This window comes from Micromonospora sp. NPDC007271 (genome assembly GCF_040634005.1).
In the GTDB taxonomy this organism is placed as follows: domain Bacteria; phylum Actinomycetota; class Actinomycetes; order Mycobacteriales; family Micromonosporaceae; genus Micromonospora.
The window spans coordinates 1-20,330 of record NZ_JBEYER010000062.1; the positions used below are offsets into that span (position 1 = coordinate 1).

A 20,330-nucleotide genomic window follows, 5' to 3' on the forward strand; every position below is an offset into this window, starting at 1 on the left:
CTGTCCCCATGATCAGCCGGGGTCGATGCCGCCGCCCAGCAGGTTAAAGATCAAGCTAGCCGTCGCCGGCGCCAACGACGAACAACTCGATCACCTCTACGCGGCCCTCGGACAACACCTGCTGCCCGACGACCCAACCGATCGCTTCATCACCCTCTGCTCACAGCTGATCCACGACCCCAACCCAATGATCAGGACCGGAACCCAGCGGCTCCTCACCTGGATCAAACCGTGGGCACCGTCGGCATGACCGCCCCGGCTACCCTCACGATCGAGAACTTGGTCTAGCCGGACGTGTTACGGATCAAGTGACACTGATCCGTAACGCATCAACTGGAGCCCGACATCGCCGGCAGCCGGCCGGTGTGCTGGCACGAGACGTGGTCGCATCGCATCGCCCTCGGTGTCGCAGGCTCGGTCGGGCGTCGCATGCTGGGTCTACTGTGATCGCGTGACGCGCCAGCAACGCACCGAGAGTTCCGGCCCTCTTTCTGGTCACGTGCGGAAGGGGCGGCGATACCTTTCGCCGCTCGCCGCGACCGGCGTACTGCACATTGGCGATTGGGTGCGAGACGATCTGCCGGATTTGCTGTGGCCAGTCCTCGCGCTAGCCGAACTTGGATCTTCCGAGGCAGTGAGGTTCGTTCAGTGGCAGGGGGCGGTCCAGCGCGACCTTGCGGGACGAGCGGAGTCGAAGGTTCTGGCTGACGGCCTGGACGGCAGGCTGACAAGCCTTGACCGGCTGGTCGAGCAGGTCCCCGACGCCCAGCGCGTCATCAAGGACCGAGCCGCAGAGTATGGACTCCTGCCACAGTCCGTCGCTAGGGCCCTAGCTTCGTACCCTGAGCGACCAGCACCTTGGCTAGTGGATCTTGACCTTTCGCCGCCAGGTCAGGCTGAAGTGGATTTGCTGGCACGAGCAATCTCTGAGGCGATCCGCGATGGTCATCGAGAGGCGATCATCAAATGCCTCCCAATCTGGAGCGCGGTCCAAGCAGGCACTTTTCGAAGCAGTTCGGCCACAATCGACCTACTCAAGCCCTACCCAAACGATCCTGCCACTCGCTCGCAAGCGGACTCCGCTATCCGCGCCATGTGGGGTGCGCGAAAGGGTCTCTCCCTAACCGAAGAGGCAACGGGATTTGAGGCAGCAATTAGATGGGCGAAAGTGTTTTGGGGGATCAACTCTATGACGACGCGCTGCGTGAGAAGTCGGGATGGAAATGCCCAAGGATCCGGCGAACGAGATCGTGGTGGCGACTCCAGTCCCGGGACCGCCCCCGAGGATGGGGCACACCTGCGGCAATTCGCGATGGACTTGCTGTCGAGCTACGTTGAGGCCCTAGAGACGTCCCCGGCCCGCCTCTATGACCAGGAGCGGCAGGAGGTCCATTCGGGACTGAGGCCTTTGAGGAACGCAACTGAGTAGGCGCTGGCGAACAGTCCGCCCGCCAGGCTGGCATACCGGGTTGCCATCTTGATCCGCTGGTCGACCTTTATGTCCGCGGTTGCGCCTGGGTACTTGCGCTGGAGGTACTGCCAGTCGACATTTTGGGTGTACAAGCTCACCGCCTGCACGACGAGTTTGGTGAACCAACTGCCCGAGTGCAGTTCGTCTCGGCTCAGCCCGGCGGCGAAGTCCTGCATCTCAGCGTGTTCACGCTCGACGGCTTTGCGATCGGCATCGTCGTCGCCGCCGTTGACGGCCTCGATCGCACCTTCGGTCATGGCGAGTCCTCTCAGCGGTTCGGAGCCCAGCCAGAGTGCCACACGTTGGGCAACCTGTTCATCTGCCGCTCCGGGTGGGCTGGTGTGCATCGCCGCTGGTGGCGCAGCCACGGTGATCCGCGTTCGCTTGGCGGAAGGAACCCGGCTCTCCGTGGTCACGATCGACATCGACCCGCACAAGTCCCTCTTGACCGCTGTCGCCCTCGACGAGACCGGCCGCCTGCTGTCGACCAGGCGGATCACCACCAACGCCGCCGCCGCATACAAGACGCTGACCGACTGGGCCGCCCGCTGGCCGCAACGCCGCTTCGCTGTCGAAGGCGCCCTGGGCTGGGGCGGGGCATCGCGCAACTGCTGGCCGCCGCCGGCGAGCACGTCGTCGACGTCTGAGTTCACCCTGGCCGCTCGAGCTCGACTGCTGGACACCGGCGGCACCCGCAAGACCGGCGCCGCGGATGCCGCCAGCGTCGCTCACGCCGCCATGCGGCACCAGCGGTGGCCGGGTTCGTCGGCGCGGAGTTCACCTCGGCGTACGCGGCGGCGAAGTTCGGCCTTGAAGGCTGGATGGAGTCGTGACGCCGGAGGTCGCGCCGTTCGGGATCCGAACCATGATCGTCGAGCCCGGCTTTTGCCGCACCGACCTGCTCACCCCGGAGTCGACCCGCTACGCCGAGCGCACCAAGCAGACCGTGGACGCGTGGAAAGGCACGAACGGCCTGCAGGGCGGCGGCCCCGCCAAGCTCGCGGCGGCGCTGGTCCAGCTCGTCGGCTCCGCTGAGCCGCCGGTGGGCTGGGTGGCCGGCGCTGACGCCGTCGCTGCCCTGGAGCAGAAGGCGAAGACCCTGCTCGACCAGCCCGGCGCGCAGCGAACCTGTCCTCGTCGCTCGCGCACGACAACGCCTGAACGGCTACCTGCACACCGATCCGGAGGACCGGCGTCGCCACGCAACTGCGGCTGTACGACCTCAGCCGGCGGCGCACCGTGGCGGTGGCCGAGGGGGTGGGGCTGGTGTTCTGCCGGGGCGACGTGCTCTGGTGGTCCACCAGCGGGCGTACCGCCTGGCAGACCCTGGCCTGCGCACTGACCTGAGCCGGGCGGTGCCCCGGCCGGTCAGACGTTCACGTGGAAGTGCACCGCGAAGTAGCCGGTGTTCGCCGTGGAGTTGGACGCCTCCACGCCGACCCACCCGTGGAACGTCCCAGTGTCGCCGATCACCTGGAGCTGCGGCTTGCGGTGCGAACCACCGGTGTAGCAGGTGCTCGACGTCAGGCAGGTGCACCAGTGCTCGTAGAAGTTCCGCCGGCCCGCTCCCGCGAGGTAGTAGCGGATCGGGGCGGAGGTCGCGCCGTTCGGGCAGGACGAACAGGTGGCGGTCGGGGGGCTGAGCCAGCTCAGGCAGTTCCCGTTGCATCGGGCGAACGACCGGAGGTCCATCCCGCTGGGGCCGGCGGCACCGGTGCTTCCGCTGTAGCCGGCGTACCGGCCGGTGTACTGGGCCAGCGGGATGTTGCTGACCGGCGTGTACGCGTCGTTCGAGGCGGAACTGCCGAAGCCCCAGCCGACGGTGACCCCGTAGTTGGAGCTGACGAAGTCGAGCCGGGCCAGGTCGCTGGCGGGCTGGCTGACCGCCCAGGTTTCCTGGACGCCCCCGCTCCAGGTGATGGTGATGCTGTCACCGGAGTTGGTGTACGTGCCGCTCAGGGACTTCACGACGCCACCGGGCTGGAACCCGGCGGCCGTGCGCACCTCGCAGTCGTGGCCGGTGCAGCCGGTCGTCCGGACGCCCGTGCCGGCGGCCCCGACGGCGGTGGCCCGGTTCCAGTACCAGAAGCTCTCGGTCACCGTGCCGTTGCCGAAGAAGTAGTAGGTCGCCAGCCGGACCCAGACCGGATCGGTGGCGGGCGCGCCGGCGGCGGGGATGGCCCCGAGCGCGACGCTGTAGATGCGCCGCCCGCCGGGGTAGTCCACCGCCTGCGCGGGCGCCGGCAGGACGACCGCTCCCATCGTCAGCGCCAGCAGCGCGGCGGCGAGATACCGCCAGGTGATCCTCCGTCGACGCCCCATACGTCACTCCCCCCCTTGTGACCGACCGGTCAACATATCGTAGCTCATCGATACCGACCGGATGGTCCCGCGGCGCGGGACGCCCAGGGAAGCCGCGCCGGGTCAGGGGCCCACGGGTCGGTCCGACGTTCCAGGAGTTCGTGCAGGGTCTGCTGGATGGTCTCCCGGACCTGGTCGGCGAGGTTGAACACGACCAGTGGATCGTCGGCCGAGTCAGTCAGATGCGCGGTGGGGATCGGCGGGCAGAATTCGATCAGCCACTTGCTCGGCAGCGGCACCAGGCCCAGCGGCCCGATATCGGGTTGGACCGCTCGTCGATTCGAGCTGGGCGCGCTTGTTGCGGATGTGTCGCAGGCTCTCCTCGAGCGCGGCGACCCTCGCCGAGCCATTGGCATCCGCGGGCCTCGGTGAGTCGATCTTTCGTGTTGGCTTCGATGGTGTCCAGGCGCGGTGTCTGGGCGGGGTCCAGGCGGAGGAACGGGCAGCGGATGCAGGCGTGCTCGTGGACGCAGGGTGTGCCGTAGAGGCGGAAGCAGTTCTGGTCCGACCAGTTGGACCGGCCGGAGCCGCTGCCGTACGTGCAGGTGGAGCCGACGGTGGTGGCGAAGATCGACGCCGATGTGGCTTTTGAGCACGGGCGCTGGCGTCATCGGGTTCGGTATGCGCGCGTCCGGGCGGACATGTCGGTGTAGGACGTGCCGCTGCTGCTCGGCGAGGAGGAGGGCTACTTCGGCGACCTGGGATGAGCATCCGCGGGCCTGCCGATGAGCAGCAGGTGCTTCCGGATCCGCCGCAGGCACGCCTTAGCCTGGATCCACCGATAGGCATCGGGTTGCGTCGGCGCGGTAGGCAGGAAGATGCCCCTCTGACCTGGGAAAATGGGAGTTCTCGAAGCTTCCATCAGCCTGATCGAGAGGGCATCTGTCAGGTGCGATTGTTGCATGGCCGACGCGGCGTGGACGCGGTGTTTGATGATCCGAATTTGGTGTCGTGTGCCGGGTTGGTCCTGGTGATGCGCTTGGCCGAGCAGGTGGACCTTGCTGGCATGGTCGCCCGGCGGGTACGCCCTGACCTGTCGACCGGAGCCAACGCTGGAGGTAAGAGTTCCTAACAAAATGATCTCTGGGCCTGGCGTCCCTTATAGAGAGCGATCTACGATGTCGGGCCGTGAGGCGTGGTGAGCAGCCGCCGTGGATCGTGCCGGACGGGCTGTGGCAGCGCATCGAGCCGTTGCTGCCCAAACCTGAGCGCAACCCGCGGCACCCGGGACGCAAGCGGATCCCGGACCGACAGGTGCTGTGCGGGATCTTGTTCGTGCTGCACACGGGCATCCAGTGGGAGTTCCTGCCCCAACAGCTCGGGTTCGGCTCGGGGATGACGTGCTGGCGGCGGTTGGAGGAATGGAACCGGGCCGGGGTGTGGCAGCGGCTGCACGAGCTGCTGCTGGCCGAACTGCAGGCGGCCGGGAAGCTGGACTGGTCCCGCGCCGTGATCGATTCCTCACACGTGCGGGCCGCCCGACGTGGCCCAAAAGCGGCCCGAGCCCGGTCGACCGCGCCCGCCCGGGCTCGAAGCACCACGTCCTGACCGAGGGCGCCGGCATCCCCCTGGCCGTGTCGCTGACCGGCGGCAACCGCCACGACGTCACCGAACTGCTCCCGCTGATCGACAAGATCCCGCCCGTACGCGGGCGGCGCGGTCGGCCCCGCCAGCGCCCGGATCAGGTCTTCGGCGACCGCGCCTACGACCACGACAAGTACCGTCGGGCGGTACGTGCCAAGGGCATCCGCCCGCGCATCGCCCGCCGCGGTCAACCCCACGGCTCGGGTCTGGGTGTGTTCCGGTGGGTCGTCGAGCGCACGATCGCCTGGTACCACGGCATGCGACGGCTACGCATCCGCTGGGAACGCCGCGACGACATGCATGAAGCCTTCCTCGGCCTCGCAACCTGCATCATCACGTACCGACACGTCGTACGACTCTGTTAGGACCTCTTGGTGCGCACTGGGACTGTGGTGGATGTGGTCCAGCGCGTGGCGGAGGTCGTCGGGTAGGCGCGGCGGCGGTGATGGTGCGGGCGCCGGCTCGGGTCTGGTGGTGCGGTAGTGGCGGACGGTACGCACGAACCGGGGGTATCGACCAGCCGGTGGTCTGTTTCGATCCGGCGGCTGATGGCTGCATCGATCGTCGAGGGGTACCCCTTGGTGGGCTCACCTCGTGGAGAATTCGGCGGGTGCGACTTAATCTGGACAGCATCGACTGGGCGTCGTTGACGCACGCGTACGGAAGTGCCGAGGATGTGCCTGGCCTCATCCGTGATCTGCGGTCATCCGTCGCCGAGGTCCGCAGCGCGGCAATGTACGAGCTGTACGGCAACATTTACCACCAGGGCACCCGCTACGAGGCCAGCGCATACGCGGTCCCGTTCCTGCTGGAGATGCTGGCCGACCCCGCCACGCCCGCCCGGCACGAAGTCATTCAGCTGCTCTCCTGCCTCGCTGTCGGTTACACGCCTTACGACATACCCGCCAGCGGCTTCCCCATCGCCGAAATCCGCAACGACGTGGCCCAAGTTCCCGAGGAGACCTGGCGCCGCTGGTCGCAAGCGATGAAGGACTGGTACGAGGTCGTTAGTACAGGGCAGAGGCAGCCGCTTCCGCTCACCAAGCCCGAGCGGCGCCCGCTCGAGACCCGGCACGCGCTCGCCGCGTACGATGCCGTCCGGGCCGGCGTCCCGCTGCTGTTGACCTGCCTGGCTGACCCCGACGCCGAGGTGGTCGGGGAAGCGATCCATGCCTTGGCCTGGTTTTCGGAGGAGATGACGTCGATCCGCCCCCGCCTGCTCGAAATCGCCGCCGACGACCAGCGTCCGGCGCAGATAGTGGGAGCGGCGCTGATCGCGTTAGGACTGGTCGGCGGTGCGTTGACGCAGCCTGTAGCGGACCTGCTCGACAGGAACCTTGCGGGTACAGATCCCGACTTGAGATGGGCGGCTGCTGTGGCATGGGCGCAGCTGGCCGGTGAAGAGGTGCCGGATTCGGCAATAGCCGAGCTACGCGGATGGGCGGCCATTCGCCAACAGGACACCGGGCAGACAATCTGGGGAGCGAGCCCCAGCAACGTGGCACTCGAAGTGCTCGACGTCTTCGCCGCGCCGGTGGCCGAGGAGGTGCGGTCGGACCTCGTTGCGGCGGTGCTCGCCGAGCAACCCACGTCGAACTGGCACAACCATTTCAACGTGGTGCTGGGGTACGCGTTTCCGCAGATGGAATCGGATCACGGCCGCGGCTTCGGAGAACTGACGGCGGCGCAGCGGGCGGTGGTCGCCTGGCTCATCGATAACCCGCATGTGTTCGGCTCTTCGGGGCCTCAAGGCCCGCTCCGCCAACACGGCCTGCCGACGACTCACGAGGCGCTACGCGCTTACGCCGGCCTGGATGGGTAACAAACACAGTGGGTTGGCTGGACAGCGGATTGCAGGAGGGTCTTGGTGCGCTTCACCCCTCGCCTCGTGGCGTCCTTCCGCGTGCTGGCAGTGCTCAGCTCACGGCGGGGTTCTGGCGCCCATCGATGTTTGGGGAGGGACGGGCGCCAGAGCCACCGACGTCAGTAGATGATCAGGTACGGTTGCTGGTCGCTTTCTCGGCTGTCCACGGTGAGTGGTCGCCCGGCAGTCGTGTCGTCGGAGAGCCGCAGTGTCAGGGCTCCGTCGGCCAGGTTGGCGTTGACCGCGCCGGTGACGTCGACCGAATACCAGCCGGGGCGCTCCACACGGACGGTGCCGAGTACGCTGCTATCCGCGCTGGACGGGCGGCTGTTCCAGGTCACATCGCCCTCGGACCATGAGTCGTCGGCCAGCGCCCGCACCGTTACCGGTACGGCGCCACTGCCCGGGGTCACTGAGCTGACATGGAAGTACAGCCGGGCGGAGACAGTCGCAGTGCCTCGATAGCCGTCGAGTCCGGTCTTCAGGTAGGCGATGCGGTCGCCGTCCGGGCTCTGCGCGTTGGGTAGGTCAGCGACCTCCAGTTGGCTGGCCGAGCCGTAGGTGGTGTCCGCGTACGCACCGGCGCGTATGAAGGTGTCGGCGATCACCTGGGTTGTGGTCTGCCACCTGGTCTCGACGTTGCGGGCTTGGTCGTGGGCGGATGCCCAGTAGTAGCCGGGGGCGGTGATTCGCAGTGGTTGGAAGCCCACCTCGCCGGCGCGGGAGTCGATTGTCTCCGAGACGCCGGATGCCTGGCCGTCCGAGTTCGCGTTCATCGTCAGGTAGCGGCCCGCCATCTTGGTGAACCGGCCATGGATGGCCGCCGTTACCGGCTTCCCGGTGACCATCTCGGTCACGCGGATTCGCACGGTCGCTGGGCCGCCCGCGGCGGTCACTGTCAGCTCGGAGACGATAAGCGGTCGCAGGTCGGTGCTGGCGGTGGTGGCGGAGACAGGCGGCGAGGCCGGCCCGACGTTGCCGTGGATGTCCACGGCGGCGATGCGGTAGTGGTAGGTGGTGTCCGGCAGCAGGCCGGAGTCGGTGAAGGTCAGGCCGCGCGACTGCGCGGCGAGGTTTTTCGGGTCGGGCGTGAAGCGCGGGTCGGTGGACCGGTAGATGTTGTACTGCTCTACCTCGGTGTCGTCGAAGGCGCGGCCGTAGGCGAGGTCGATGCTCTGGTGGTTGAAGGCGCTCGCCGTCGGTGGCGAGCTGACCGCGCTGGGCGGGCCGGTGTCGGCCGGCAGCGGCGTGTACACGGCGTTGGGTCCCCACACCGACGGCAGCCAGCGGATGGAGTCGTAGTGGTGCATCGCGATGCCGCCGAATGCCGGGCTGTCGGCGAAGGCTTCGTACACCTTCTGCAGCTCGCGCTCGGCGACGGCGCGTCCTTCCTCGCGGAAGGTGATGGTTTCCGGGTCGCCGCTCCAGGCGATGTCGAGTGTCTCCACTCCGATGACGACCGAGTTCGGCTTGCCGATCGCCTCGGCGTACGTAATCTCGGACTGTGCCTGGGCGATGATGCCGACCGACCCGTCCGCGGTGTCCCGGTAGTCCATGATCGAGATGTAGTCGGTCATGTCCTGGATGTGTTCGCTGAGTGGTTTGGTGGCGCCCTTCCATGTGATGCCGGTGCAGCAGGTGTTGACGTCTAGCCAGCGCGGGATCGCCGGGCCGAACGCCAGCGGCGAACCGGCGGCGTTCCTGCGCTGGATCATCTGCTCCAGGACGTTGAGCCACTGCAGTTGCAGGGCCGGCTTTTCGGCTGCGAATCCGGGGTAGATGTAGGGCTCGATGTCGACGTTGACCCCGTCGAACCGTTCCCCCGGTCGGGAGGCGAGGTTGTAGTTGAGGATTTTTTCCATTTCTCGGACCGCGTGAGGGTGGTAGCGCTCCAGCCCGCCGAGGAACGGTGGTTGGGTGCCGCCGGCGATCGTGGCGTACACCGTGAAGCCCTGCGCGTGGGCCCAGCTCACGAAGTCCCGTACTTCGGTGCGCTTGTCGTAGAGCATGTCCAGGTCGCCGTACCGGTCCACGCCGAGGTAGAGCGTAGTGATCGGTCGCGAGCCGAAGGTGTCGACGTCGTGGGCCGTGGTCGAGAGCAGCCGGCGGGATCCCGGGTTCAGGATCAGGCCGTACGATGCCCGCTCCCAGATCCACATCGCCCGGTCCTGTGGGCCGACTCGTACGGGTTCGGCGGCGCCGGCGCCGACCGTGACGTAGACGGTCGGGCTGTAGCCGGTGTTGCCGTGCGCGTCGACGGCTCTGGCTTCGATGCTTGCCATGGCGTCACCCAGTTCGCGGGGATCCCACAGATAGGTGTAGGTGCCTCTCGCCCCGGCCGCCTGTAGCCAGGGCCCGCCGTTGACGCGTACTGACACCTCGCGTACGGCGTTACGCGCGGCGACCGAGACGCGGACCGGTGTCGGGTGCCGCACCGTGCCGCCGTCCCCGGGACTGGTCACCGTCACGATCGGGACGTTGGCGGCAGGGTTGTCCACCTGCAGTGTGACGAATGGGGACCAGACGCCGTACCGGGTGTCGGTTCGCTTGGCGCGCACCGCGATGTCGATTTCACCGTCCACGCCGGTGGTGTCCAGGTCGTAGTACCAGGTGCCGGTGTCGTCGCCGTCCGGGTCCACGGTGTGTACCGGGGGTGTGCTGCGTCCGTCGAGCACGATGCTTAGTTCGTACGCGTCGGTGTAGGTCCCGGACAGGCGGACCGTCCCTGCGGGCACGGTGTTGCCGTTGGTATGCGAGTCGATGGTGACCGAGGGGCCGGCGGCGGAGGCGGGCTGACCGGGCGGTAGCAGCAGTGCGGCCAGCACGGCGGCGGACAGCGCCAGCCGGGAGCGCCAGGATCTGCTTCGGGTCAGGGACAAGGGGTGCTCCTTTCTAGGGGGTCAGGAGATGAGGAGGTAGGGCTCGGTGCCTGCGCCGTACTCGCGGGAGTCGATGACCACCAGCCGGTCGGTGACCGAGTCGTCGGCGAGTCGGAAGGTGATCTGGCCGTCGTTGAGGTTGCTGTTCACGGCGCTGGTGACGTCGATCGTGTACCAGCCGGGTGCCGTCACCTGCAGCGTGCCCAGCAGGGTCGCGCCCGCGGTGGGCCGGTTGTTCCATGTGATCGTCGGCTCGGACCAGTTGTCGGCGGTGAGCGCGCGGACGCTGATCGGGACCGGACCGGTCCCCGGGGCGACCGAACTGACGTGTAGACAGAGCCGGGCGGTGGTGGCCTGCCCGCCGGGAAGGCGGGCTTTCAGGTAGGTCAGCCGGTTCACGTTGGGATCGGCGATGTTGGGGGCGTCCTTGACCTCCAGTCGGGTGGCCGACCCGAAGTTCGTGTCGGCGTGCGTGCCGCTTCGCGCGTGTGCGTCGGCGGCGACCACGGTCCGCGGCACCAGGGTGTCGCGGCGCGGGATGCCGTCTGCGCGGAGCCCGGCGACGGCGGATTCGACCTCCGTCGTGGTGAGCGAGGCGTCCCGGGCGTGGTAGACCCAGTCGACGTCGAGGAAGTACCTGCGGTTCGTTGACGAGGAGATTAGGCCGCCGTTGGCGAACCACACGGCGTACTTGAGGAACATGAACGCCTCGGGGGTGTATTCACCGCGGTGGCTGGCCACCAGCACGCCGTCGATGTAGTACCGCACCTCGCCGCCGGTCACGTCGAGTTTGAGCAGGTGCCATCCGTCGTGGCTGCGGGACAGGAGGGTTTTCAGCGCGCGGGGATCCCACGGGTTGTCCTGATACGTCTCCCAGGTCACCATTTGCAGCGCGGTGCCGGCCGACCCGAGGCCCCCGTTGGGGAGGTATTCGTACTCGAGTTCGCTGTAGTTCGGGTCCAAGGGGTAGTTGAGCTGCGAGATGGTGTAGAAGGTCTGGACCACCTGGTCGCCGTCCGGTCCGCTCTGCGGGGCGTCGGAGAACCGGATTCGGGTCGCGTAGGTGCCCTCGAAGAACCGCTGCTCCTGGGCGACCGACGCCTGGGTGGTCGTCTGGCCGGTGCCCTGGCTGGTGGCGGCGAGCCGCATCACCCGGTCGGCACCGGAGCCCACCATGGAGACGTTGTCGGCGCTCCAGGTGGCACCCGACACTCCGGGACCGCCGCCACCGGTGCGCGCCGTCCAACCGGACGCGGCGAACGCCGGGTCCGCGGGGTGGGCGTAGCTGAAGTCGTCGAAAAACCCCTGGGGCGTTGTGGCGGTGGGTGCCGGCGCCGGGTGTGTCCCGGAGGGTGTCAGCGCCAGCGGCACCGACGCCACCGCCAGCATGGCGGCCAGGGCGGTGTGGGGGACGATCATGGCTGCTCCTGCTATGTGTCGAGCCAGCGGTCCAGGTGCTCGGCGACAAACGCGTCGTCCTGCAGGTCGGGATAGGCCCGGATCACGCGGTCGAGTTCCGCCGCCTGCCTGGGCGAGAGGCGCTCCTGTTCGTCGAGCAGCCGTACGTTGTCCAGCAGGCCCTGGCGCCGCAGCACCTCATGGATACCGGCGACGCAGCCGGCGAAGCCGTTGGCGACGTCGAAGACGGCCGCGTTGGCGTCGGTCAACCTCGCGGCCGTCGTGAGAAGTTCCTCGTCGAGCTGTCCGGTCCGTGCCGCTTCGCGGGCCTGCTCGAACAGCTCGACTGCGCGGCGGGTCCACACGGCGTACTGGCCGAGCAACCCGCCCACGATTCGCTTGCTGACCTGGCCGCCGTTGACCGGGAAGCGGTACGTGGTGAGCAGGTCGACGAGGATGTTGTCGTCGTTGCCGGTGTAGAGCGCGATTTCCTCCGCGCGTGAGGACTCGCAGACCGCCCGGACCACGTCGAGGGTGCGGTACCGGTCGAACGGCGCGATCTTGATCGCCGCCACGCAGGGTAGTTCGGCGAGCCGAGCCCAGAAGTCGTACCCGAGTGTGCGACCCCCGACCGCGGGCTGGAGGTAGAAGCCGAAGACCGGGAGCACCTCGCCGACCGCCGCGATGTGCGCGATGAGTTCGTCGTCCGTCAGCTCCGCCAACCCTCGCAGGATCACCATGGCGAGGTGGTAACCGAGGTCGGCGGCGAGCTTCGCCTCGGCGACGGCCTGGTCGGTGGTGCCGGAGACCCCGGCGACCAGCACCACCGGCCGGTCGCGCGGCGTCTCCCGCACCGTGTCGACGGCGATCCGTAGCACCGGTTCAAGAAGCCCGGCCTCCCGGATCGCGAACTGGGTGGTGTGCACTCCGACCGCCAGACCGCCCGCCCCGGCCTCCAGGTAGTACCTGCTCAGCGCGCGCTGTCGGCGCTGGTCAAGCTGCCCCGTGGCGTCAAGCGCGAGCGGATGAGCCGGGATCACGACTCCCTCGCGCAGCGCCGCGCCGACGTCCACCGGTAGTGCTGCCGACATTAGAAACGCCCCTCTCGCTCCTGGAAGTGGGTGTCCTTGCCGTGGGTTTCGCCGCTGGCGAGCACCCATTCGGCGGTCCACTCGATCAGCGTGCGCAGTGGAACGCCGGGGTAGCCGAACAGCTCGTTCGCCCGGGCGGCGTTGGAGAGCAACGCGGTGGTCTCCTCTGCTCCGGTGAATGTCGCGGGCACCCCGAACAGCTCGCCGAACCTCTGCGCGATCCAGCGCACGGACGCGGTCTCGGGGCCGGCCAGGTTGAGCACCAACGGCGGCGCCGCGCAGTGCTCGAACAGCCGGAGGGTGGCGGCGTTGACGTCGCCCTGCCAGATCACGTTGACGTTGCCCATCCGCAGGTCGACGGGCTCGCCCCGGTACACGGCACGCGCGATCTCCAACAGCACTCCGTACCGCAGTTCCACCGCGTAGTTCAGCCGTACGATCGCCATCCGGATGCCATACCGGTGGGAAAAGTGCTCGAACACCCGCTCGCGGCCTAGGCATGACTGTGCGTACTCGCCGACCGGGCCCGGTGGCGTCGCCTCGTCGGCGCCGCCGCTGACCACCGGCACCAGGGGATAGACGTTGCCGGTGGAGAAGGCGACGATCCGCGAGTCGCGGAACCGCTCGGCGACCCGGCCGGGAAGGTAGGTGTTGAGCGCCCAGGTCTGATGCTCGGCGCCGTCGGTGCCGAACTTCCGGCCAGCCAGGTACACGATGTTCGCCACGTCCGGCAGGCCGGCGAGCGCCGCGTCGTCGAGCAGGTCGGCGCGGAACAGCTCCACTCCCCCGTCGCGCAACCGCTCGACCAGCTCGGGTCCGGGATTGCGGGCCACCCCGATGACCCGGGCCTGCCGGCCTGCCCGGTCCAGGGCGCGCCGCGCCATCAGGGCCAGCTCGGGTCCCAGCTTTCCGGCGACGCCGAGGAGCATGAGGTCGCCGTCCACCCGCGTGAGGCTTTCCACCACCTCCTGGCTGGGCGTCGAGAGGGCGTCCCGCAGGGCGGCCACGGTGCGGGTCGGGGCGTCAGCCGGGTGAATGAGCATCGGTCGCTACCTCCTTCAGGGGTGGCTGTGGCGCGGTGCGGGGTGCCGGGACAGCGTCGAGCGGCTGGTACGTGACGCCCGCCGCGGCGAGGCGGGCCAGGTGCGACTTGAGCCGGCCGCGGAAGCTGGCGTAGGAGTGCCGGGGCGGGGTGGACCAGACGGTTTCGCTGAACGCGCAGAGCCGGGGAAAGGCCATGCGCTCCACGTCCTGCGGCCGTGGCATGTACTCGGTCCACAGTTGGCACTGTGCGCCGAGCGCCCCGGCGGGCTGGTCGGCGTCGAACTCGTACACCCGCTCCAGCGGTGTGTAGCCGCCGATCGCGAGCGGTTCGGTGTCCCGGTCCTGGCTCTGGTAGTAGTCGAGGTAGAGGTGCTCGTGGGAGGCGAGCACCACGTCGTGGCCGTCCTGGTGGGCCGCCCGGGCCGCGCCGTCGCCCCGCCACGGCATCGCGATCGCGTTCGGCACCCGCAGTGCGGTGTCGGTGTCGGTGTCGTACCAGAAGACGGGACGGCGGCCGCGGGCCGTGACGTGCCTGGCGAGCTGCCCCACGTGCCAGCCGAGCAGGGCCCGCTCGTCGGGCAGTCCCAGCTCTGCTACGCGCGCCGTGACGGCCGGGTTGGCCCGCCACTGCCCGGTGGGGCACTCGTCGCCGCCGAGGTGCAGGTAGTTTCCGGGGAAGAGCGCCATCACCTCGTCGAGCACTTCGCGGTAGAACTCGAGCGTCGTCTCGGAGATGTCGAGCACGTGCTCGCTGATGCCCCAGTCGGTCCAGACGTCGAGCTGCCGGCGGGTGTTGCCGAGCTGCGGGTACGCCGCTATCGCCGCCTGCGAGTGTCCGGGGCCTTCGATCTCGGGCACGACGGTGACGAACCGCGTCGCGGCGTACGTCACGATTTCCCGGATGTCCTGCTGCGTGTAGTAGCCGCCGTGCCGCACCCCGTCGTACCGGCGGGGGGTCTGCCGGGCGTGTCCGATCAGGGTGGCGGCGCGCCACGCCCCGATCTCGGTCAGCCGCGGGTAGCGCGGAATCTCCAGCCGCCAGCCCTGGTCGTCGGTGAGGTGCAGGTGCAGGACGTTGAGCTTGTGCAGCGCGAGCAGATCGATGAAACGCAGCACGAACTCCTTGGGCATGAAGTGCCGTGCCACGTCGAGCATCGCGCCGCGCCAGCCGAACCGGGGGGCGTCAGCAACCTCGAGGTACGGGAGGCTGACGGTCTGGCCGGACGCGCCGTCCGGCATCAGCTGGCGCAGTGTCTGGGCGCCGTAGAACACCCCGGCGGTTGCGCCTCCGGTGATCTCCACACCCCGCTCGTCGACGGTGAGCCGGTAGGCCTCCGGTGCGAGGCGGTCGTCGAGGGCCAGGCGCACCGGGGCGTTGGGCACCACGGCGCGGGTGAACCCGGGCACCTGTGCGAGCCAGTCGGCGACCCCCTCGGCCTCTGGGGCGGCCGCGACCGGCACCGGCCCGGTGACCCGCAGCGTACCGGGATGGCGGCGGACCGCTGCGGGATGCGGGATCAAGGAGGTCATTCCGCCGCCTGGTGCGCCGCGAGCACCGCCCGGAACGCGCCCAGCGCCTCGTCCAGCGGTGGTGCCTCCGGGAACCAGGCCCTTTCCCACTCGAGGGACAGCCAGGCCCGATAGTCGAGGCGGTCCAGCTCGGTGAGGATCTGGCCCAGCGGGACGGTGCCGTGCCCCGGCAGCACCGGAGCCAGGTCGTCGGTCGCGTGGACGTCCTTGAGCTGCACGTGCCGCAGCCACGGTGCCAGCGCGTCGGCCGCCTCGCGGGGGCTCTCCCCCACCCGCCACGGGTTCACCGCGTCCCAGAGGGCTGCCACCGCGGGCGAGCCGACTTCGGCCAGCACCGCCGCGACGGCGCGCGCTGAGCAGAACACGTCGTGGGTCTCCAGCAGGACCGTCACCGGCCCGCCCTCGATCCTCCGGGCCACCTCGCCGAGTCGCTGCACCGCGGCCGGATGCGGGTCGGCCTGGCCGTCCCGGCCGCCGAAGACCCGCACGTAGCTGGCGCCGAGTTGCTCGGCGATCTCGACGTGGTGCAGCAGGTCGGTGACCGGATCCCCGTCCGGCGCCGCGATGCGCACGTAGGAGGCGACGCAGATCGGCTCGACGCCGGCGTCCGCGAACTGCTTCCCGATCTCGCGCAGCGTCGCGGTCGGGGTGTCGGGCGCGACCGGCTCGCCCTCGGCGCAGCGAAGCTCCACCCCGTGGCAGCCGGTACGCCGGGCCAGCTCCAGCACCTGTTCCACCGGCTCGGCGGAACAGCCGAGGGTGCTGAACGCGAGCCGGCCCGCCGCCCACGCGGGTACCGTGTCGATGCCGCTCACGCCGCCACCTCCGTGTTCAGACCCGGGATCCGCGCGGAGTCGGCGCGTTCGGCCGACGCGTACAGCGCGAGCGCGGTGGCCACGACCGACTGCCCGTACGCGGCGTCGACCGCCGGCGCGCGGCCGTCGCGGCAGCTCGCGACGAAGTCGGCCAGCTGCTCCCGGAAGGCCGCCACGATGTCGTCCTGCTCGGGCGTGACCACCTGCACCGCCTCGTCCCCTCGGTAGGTCCACAGGCCGTCGCGTCGGGACAGCCGCAGCGCGCCGTGCTCGCAGACCACCTCGGTCTCGTCGTGGAACGGCAGGCCGGTGCCGGTGACCGAGAGCACGACCCGTACCCCGTTTGCCAGCTTCAGCAGGCCGACCGACTCGGTTTCGACCTCCACGCCCGGCTGGTTCCAGACGTATCCGTGGACGCTGGTGGCGGCTGCGCCGCCGAGCCACTGGGCCTTGTCGATGCTGTGGGTGCCGACGTTCATCAGGATGCCGCCGCCGGCGAGTACCGGGTCGAAGAACCAGTCCGGCCGGGACCCGCGTTCGTACCGCGCGGTCCGCCGCTCGGTGATCACCACTGGCCGGCCGAGACTGCCCGACCGCAGTATCCGCCACGCCTCGCGTACGCTCGGCAGGAAGTGCAGCACGTGCCCCACGGCGAGCCGTACCCCGTGGGTCGCGCAGGCGTCGATCATCCGCTGGCCGTCCTCGAGGGTGGTGGCCATCGGCTTTTCCACCAGGACGTGCAGTCCGGCCGCGGCGGCGTCCACGGTGATCGGTGCGTGCAGCGAGTGCGGGGCGGTGATCAGCACGCCGTCCAGGCCGCCGGCGGCGAACATCGCGGTGTGGTCGGTGTACGCGCGGGCCCCGAACCGGGCTGCGAGCTGTTCGGCAGCCGAAAGCCGCACGTCGCAGACCGCGGCGACCTCGACCTCGGGCAAGTCGGCGGCGGCGTCGAGGTGCAGCGCGGCGACGCTGCCCGCACCGATCACCCCGACGCGGAATGGTCGGTTCCCCCATGTTTCGGTCACTGCACGTTCCTTTCGGTCAGGACAGGTGTTGTCGGTAGGGACGAAGGCGGTCAGGGTGGACCGGCCGCTCGGGGCGGTTTCTCCCCTGCGCTTCGTCGAGGTCAGCGCGGCAGGCGGCCGCTGATCAGCCCTTGAGACCGCTGGCCATGGCGCCGCGGACGAAGTAGCGCTGGGCGAGCAGGAACAGCAGCAGCATGGGCACGAGCGACATCAGCGCGGCGGCGGTGACGAGCTGGTCGTTGCCCATGAACTGGCCCTGCAGGCTCATCACCCCGATGGGCAGGGTGTACTTCTCCGGTGAGGTGAGGTAGATCGTGGGCTCGAGCACGGCGCCCCAGGACGTCATGAACGTGAAGACGCCGAGGGTCGCGAGTGCGGGCTTGGCGAGCGGCATGTGGACCCGCCAGAACACCTGCCACGGGTTGGCCCCGTCGAGCGCCGCCGCCTCCTCGAAGTCGCGCGGGATCGCGAGGAACGTCTGGCGCATCAGGAAGATTCCGAACGGCGTCGCCAGCCAGTACGGCACCACCAGCGGCAGCATGGTGTCGAGCCAACCGAGGTGCTTGTACAGGATGAAGTTGGGGATGATCGTGACGACGGTGGGCAGCATCAGGGTGCCGAGCGCCGCGGCGAGCAGCACGTCCTTACCCGGCAGTTTCATCCGGGCCAGCGCGTGGCCCACCATCGGGCTGGTGACCACGTTGCCGACCACGGCGAGGGTTGCGATGAGGAAGCTGTTCCAGGCGTACAGGCCGAAGGGCGCGCGTTCCCACACCTGGCTGTAGTTGGACCACGTGGGCGGGTCGGGGACCCAGATCGGCGGCACCGCGACGTACTGCGCGAAGTTCTTCAGCGAGTTCGCGACGGAGGCGACGAACGGGACGACCATCACCGCCGCGCCGAGGCCGAGGAACAGATACGCGATCCACTGCCCCGGCCGGCTGCGGCGCGGCCGGGCCCGGCCGCGCTGACCGGTCTCAGGCATAGTGCACCCACTTCTTCTGCAGCCGGAGCTGGACCATCGTCAGGACGAAGATCAGCGCGAACAGCACCCACGCAACCGCGGACGCGTAGCCCATGTTGAAGAACCCGAAGCCCTGCTGGTACATGAAGAGCACCGTCATCTCGCTCGCCCCGTTCGGCTGACCGGCGGGCTGGCCCCGCATCGGTCCGGTCATCACGTAGACCTGCTCGAACGCCTGCAGGGTGGTGATCGTCGAGAGGACCAGGACGAGGAAGGTCGTTCCGGAGATCCCCGGCAGGGTGACCCGGCGGAACCGCTGCCAGGCAGACGCGCCGTCGATCTTGGCGGCCTCGTACAGCTCCTCGGGGATGTTCTGCAATCCGGCGAGGAAGAGCACCATCATGTAGCCGACGCCCTTCCACACCGCGACCAGAGCGAGTGTGGGGATGACGAGCACCGGGCTCTGCAGCCAGGTCGCCGGGGGCAGGCCGAGCCACCCCAGTACGGTGTTGGCCATCCCGAACTGCGGGTTGAAGACCGCGTCGGCGACGTACCCCACGACGACCCACGACGACACGACCGGCACGAAGTACGCGCTGCGGAGCCACGAGATCCATCGCAGGCGCTGGTTCAGCGCGACCGCGAGCAGCAGCGCGAGGATCGTCTGGGTGGGCACGAACAGCACCGCGAAGTAGGCGGTGTTGAGCAGTGACCGCCAGAACGCCTCGTCGCTGAACAGGCGGCGGAAGTTGTCCAGCCCCACCCACCTCGGGGAGGAGAGCGTGTCGTAGTCGGTGAGGCTGAAGTAGGCCAGCGCCAGTACGGGCCACGCGGTCAGCACCACCAGGTGTGCCAGGTACGGGAAGGCGAACACGGTCGCCCAAGCCCGCTGACCGAAGCCCGGCCGCTCGCCCCCGTCTCTCCTTCGGTCACCGAGGGAGGGGCGACGCCCCTGTTCCACTCGGTCCTCGATGGTCGTCACAGCGCGCCACCTCCTCCCTCGGCCTGGCGGGGCTGACTCATTCGGAATTGCGGCGTGGAAACCCGGCCGTTCAGGGCCGGGAGGACACGCTGCCCCCTCCCTTCGATGATCGTCTTACATGGACGGTTGTTAGGGTGTGGGGCGTGGGTGAGGTGGTGAAGCGGGTTTACAAGTACCGCTTCTACCCGTCTCGCGAACAAGCAGAGCAGCTGAACCGCATCTTCGGGTGCGTACGTCTGGTCTACAACCGGGCGCTGGAAGCCCGCACCCGGGCGTGGGCGGTCCACCGCCAGCGCACCACCTACGTTCAGTCGTCGGCGTGGCTGACCGAGTGGAAACGCACCGATGATCTGGCGTTCCTGAACGAGGTGTCGTCGGTGCCGTTGCAGCAGACGCTGCGGCATCTGCAGACCGGGTTCGTGGCGTTCTGAGAAAAGCGGGCCCGGTATCCGAGGTTCAAGTCCAAGCGCAAGTCTCGGGCGTCGGCGGAGTACACCCGCTCCGCGTTCCGCTGGCGTGACGGTCAGCTCACCCTGGCCAAGATGAACGCGCCGCTGGCCATCGTATGGTCGCGGCCCCTGCCCGAGGAAGTGGAGCCGTCCACGGTCACGGTGTCTCGGGATGCTGCGGGCCGCTGGTTCGTGTCCCTGCTGGTAGAGGACCCCACGGTGAAGCCGCTGGCGCCGGTCGCGGGCGAGGTTGGTGTGGATGCGCGTATCACCAGTCTGCTCACCCTGTCCCACCCGATGCCCGCGGTGAGCGACGAGCAGGGCAAGGTGGCCAACCCGCGTTACGGGCAGGCCGACCGGCGCAAGCTCGCCAAGGCGCAACGGAACCTGGCCCGCAAACAGGACGGTTCCGCAAATCGGGCGAAGGCCCGACTGAAGGTGGCCCGGATTCATGCCCGTACCGCCGACCGGCGTCGGGACCACCTGCACAAGCTGACCACCCGACTCGTCCGTGAGACCCAAACGGTCGCGATCGAAGACCTCAGCGTGTGTAACATGCTCCGCAATCGCCGTCTGGCCCGTGTCATCTCCGACGCGGCCTGGGGTCAGTTCCGCAGGATGCTGGAGTACAAAGCCGACTGGTACGGGCGTAAGGTCATCCCCATCGACCGGTGGCTGCCCACGTCCAAAACCTGCTCGGGGTGCGGTTGGATCAACACCGCGCTCGCCCTCAACGAGCGCTCCTGGACGTGCGCGGATTGCGGGGTCGAGCACGACCGGGACATCAACGCTGCCAAGAACATCCTCGCCGCCGGGCTGGCGGAGAGGTAAAACGCCTGCGGAGCTGACGTAAGACCTCAAGGGAAAATCCTC

Annotated in this window: 15 protein-coding genes and 2 pseudogenes; 5 read left to right on the forward strand and 12 right to left on the reverse strand. The window is 68.7% G+C overall.

The window, feature by feature from the left end:
* A partial coding sequence (locus tag ABZ570_RS21715) for a hypothetical protein (RefSeq protein ID WP_358066398.1) occupies nt 1-250 on the forward strand: 250 nt, incomplete at its 5' end.
* A 1,115-nt stretch (nt 251-1,365) separates the two neighbouring features.
* On the opposite strand, the gene ABZ570_RS21720 is transcribed toward ABZ570_RS21715, so the two are convergent.
* The 3 genes and pseudogenes from ABZ570_RS21720 to ABZ570_RS21730 form a co-directional block, all read right to left on the reverse strand.
* On the reverse strand, nt 1,366-2,124 hold the full coding sequence (locus ABZ570_RS21720; RefSeq protein ID WP_358066401.1) for a hypothetical protein: 759 nt from the start codon (nt 2,122-2,124) through the stop codon (nt 1,366-1,368).
* Between the two features lie 715 nt (nt 2,125-2,839).
* Complete coding sequence (locus ABZ570_RS21725) at nt 2,840-3,793, reverse strand: hypothetical protein (RefSeq protein ID WP_358066404.1); 954 nt, start codon at nt 3,791-3,793, stop codon at nt 2,840-2,842.
* A 104-nt stretch (nt 3,794-3,897) separates the two neighbouring features.
* Nucleotides 3,898-4,089: pseudogene (locus tag ABZ570_RS21730) on the reverse strand (hypothetical protein); the annotation flags it as partial.
* An 898-nt stretch (nt 4,090-4,987) separates the two neighbouring features.
* Between ABZ570_RS21730 and ABZ570_RS21735 the strand changes: the two are divergent.
* Together ABZ570_RS21735 and ABZ570_RS21740 are read left to right on the forward strand one after the other, a co-directional pair.
* A protein-coding gene (locus ABZ570_RS21735) for an IS5 family transposase (RefSeq protein WP_358066465.1) occupies nt 4,988-5,781 on the forward strand; the annotation gives its coding sequence in 2 pieces (ribosomal slippage) (nt 4,988-5,321 and nt 5,321-5,781; 795 coding nt in all).
* Nucleotides 5,782-6,026: 245 nt separating this feature from the next.
* Nucleotides 6,027-7,238, forward strand: a complete 1,212-nt coding sequence (locus ABZ570_RS21740; RefSeq protein ID WP_358066407.1) for a hypothetical protein — start codon at nt 6,027-6,029, stop codon at nt 7,236-7,238.
* Nucleotides 7,239-7,399: 161 nt separating this feature from the next.
* Here ABZ570_RS21740 and ABZ570_RS21745 read toward each other — a convergent pair whose 3' ends face one another.
* The 9 genes from ABZ570_RS21745 to ABZ570_RS21785 all read right to left on the reverse strand — a co-directional run bounded on the left by ABZ570_RS21745 (nt 7,400) and on the right by ABZ570_RS21785 (nt 19,008).
* Nucleotides 7,400-10,159, reverse strand: a complete 2,760-nt coding sequence (locus ABZ570_RS21745; protein WP_358066410.1) for a DNRLRE domain-containing protein — start codon at nt 10,157-10,159, stop codon at nt 7,400-7,402.
* 21 nt (nt 10,160-10,180) lie between these two features.
* Nucleotides 10,181-11,578: a DNRLRE domain-containing protein gene (locus ABZ570_RS21750; RefSeq protein ID WP_358066413.1), complete on the reverse strand. Its 1,398-nt coding sequence runs from the start codon at nt 11,576-11,578 to the stop codon at nt 10,181-10,183.
* Between the two features lie 11 nt (nt 11,579-11,589).
* Nucleotides 11,590-12,648, reverse strand: a complete 1,059-nt coding sequence (locus ABZ570_RS21755; RefSeq protein WP_358066417.1) for a dihydrodipicolinate synthase family protein — start codon at nt 12,646-12,648, stop codon at nt 11,590-11,592.
* Nucleotides 12,648-13,691, reverse strand: a complete 1,044-nt coding sequence (locus ABZ570_RS21760; protein ID WP_358066420.1) for an NAD-dependent epimerase/dehydratase family protein — start codon at nt 13,689-13,691, stop codon at nt 12,648-12,650. Before ABZ570_RS21760 ends, ABZ570_RS21755 begins: the two co-directional genes overlap by 1 nt.
* Nucleotides 13,672-15,222 carry a beta-N-acetylhexosaminidase gene (locus tag ABZ570_RS21765; RefSeq protein WP_358066423.1) on the reverse strand — a complete coding sequence of 517 codons (1,551 nt, stop codon included), beginning with the start codon at nt 15,220-15,222 and terminating at the stop codon, nt 13,672-13,674. The genes ABZ570_RS21760 and ABZ570_RS21765 overlap by 20 nt, the downstream gene beginning before the upstream one ends.
* Complete coding sequence (locus ABZ570_RS21770) at nt 15,219-16,037, reverse strand: sugar phosphate isomerase/epimerase family protein (RefSeq protein WP_358066426.1); 819 nt, start codon at nt 16,035-16,037, stop codon at nt 15,219-15,221. Before ABZ570_RS21770 ends, ABZ570_RS21765 begins: the two co-directional genes overlap by 4 nt.
* Entirely contained in the window at nt 16,034-17,062 is a 1,029-nt protein-coding gene (locus ABZ570_RS21775) for a Gfo/Idh/MocA family oxidoreductase (protein WP_358066429.1), read from the reverse strand. Before ABZ570_RS21775 ends, ABZ570_RS21770 begins: the two co-directional genes overlap by 4 nt.
* A 124-nt stretch (nt 17,063-17,186) precedes the next feature.
* Entirely contained in the window at nt 17,187-18,047 is an 861-nt protein-coding gene (locus tag ABZ570_RS21780; protein WP_358066431.1) for a carbohydrate ABC transporter permease, read from the reverse strand.
* A complete protein-coding gene (locus ABZ570_RS21785; RefSeq protein ID WP_358066433.1) occupies nt 18,040-19,008 on the reverse strand; it encodes a sugar ABC transporter permease in 969 nt (322 codons plus the stop codon). Before ABZ570_RS21785 ends, ABZ570_RS21780 begins: the two co-directional genes overlap by 8 nt.
* A gap of 143 nt (nt 19,009-19,151) precedes the next feature.
* Between ABZ570_RS21785 and ABZ570_RS21790 the strand changes: the two genes are divergently transcribed.
* Together ABZ570_RS21790 and ABZ570_RS21795 are read left to right on the forward strand one after the other, a co-directional pair.
* The gene (locus ABZ570_RS21790; RefSeq protein WP_358066436.1) at nt 19,152-19,439 is read left to right on the forward strand and encodes a transposase; all 288 of its coding nucleotides are present in this window, start codon (nt 19,152-19,154) and stop codon (nt 19,437-19,439) included.
* 21 nt (nt 19,440-19,460) lie between these two features.
* A pseudogene (locus ABZ570_RS21795) lies at nt 19,461-20,288 on the forward strand (RNA-guided endonuclease TnpB family protein); the annotation flags it as partial.
* Nucleotides 20,289-20,330 lie beyond the last annotated feature (42 nt).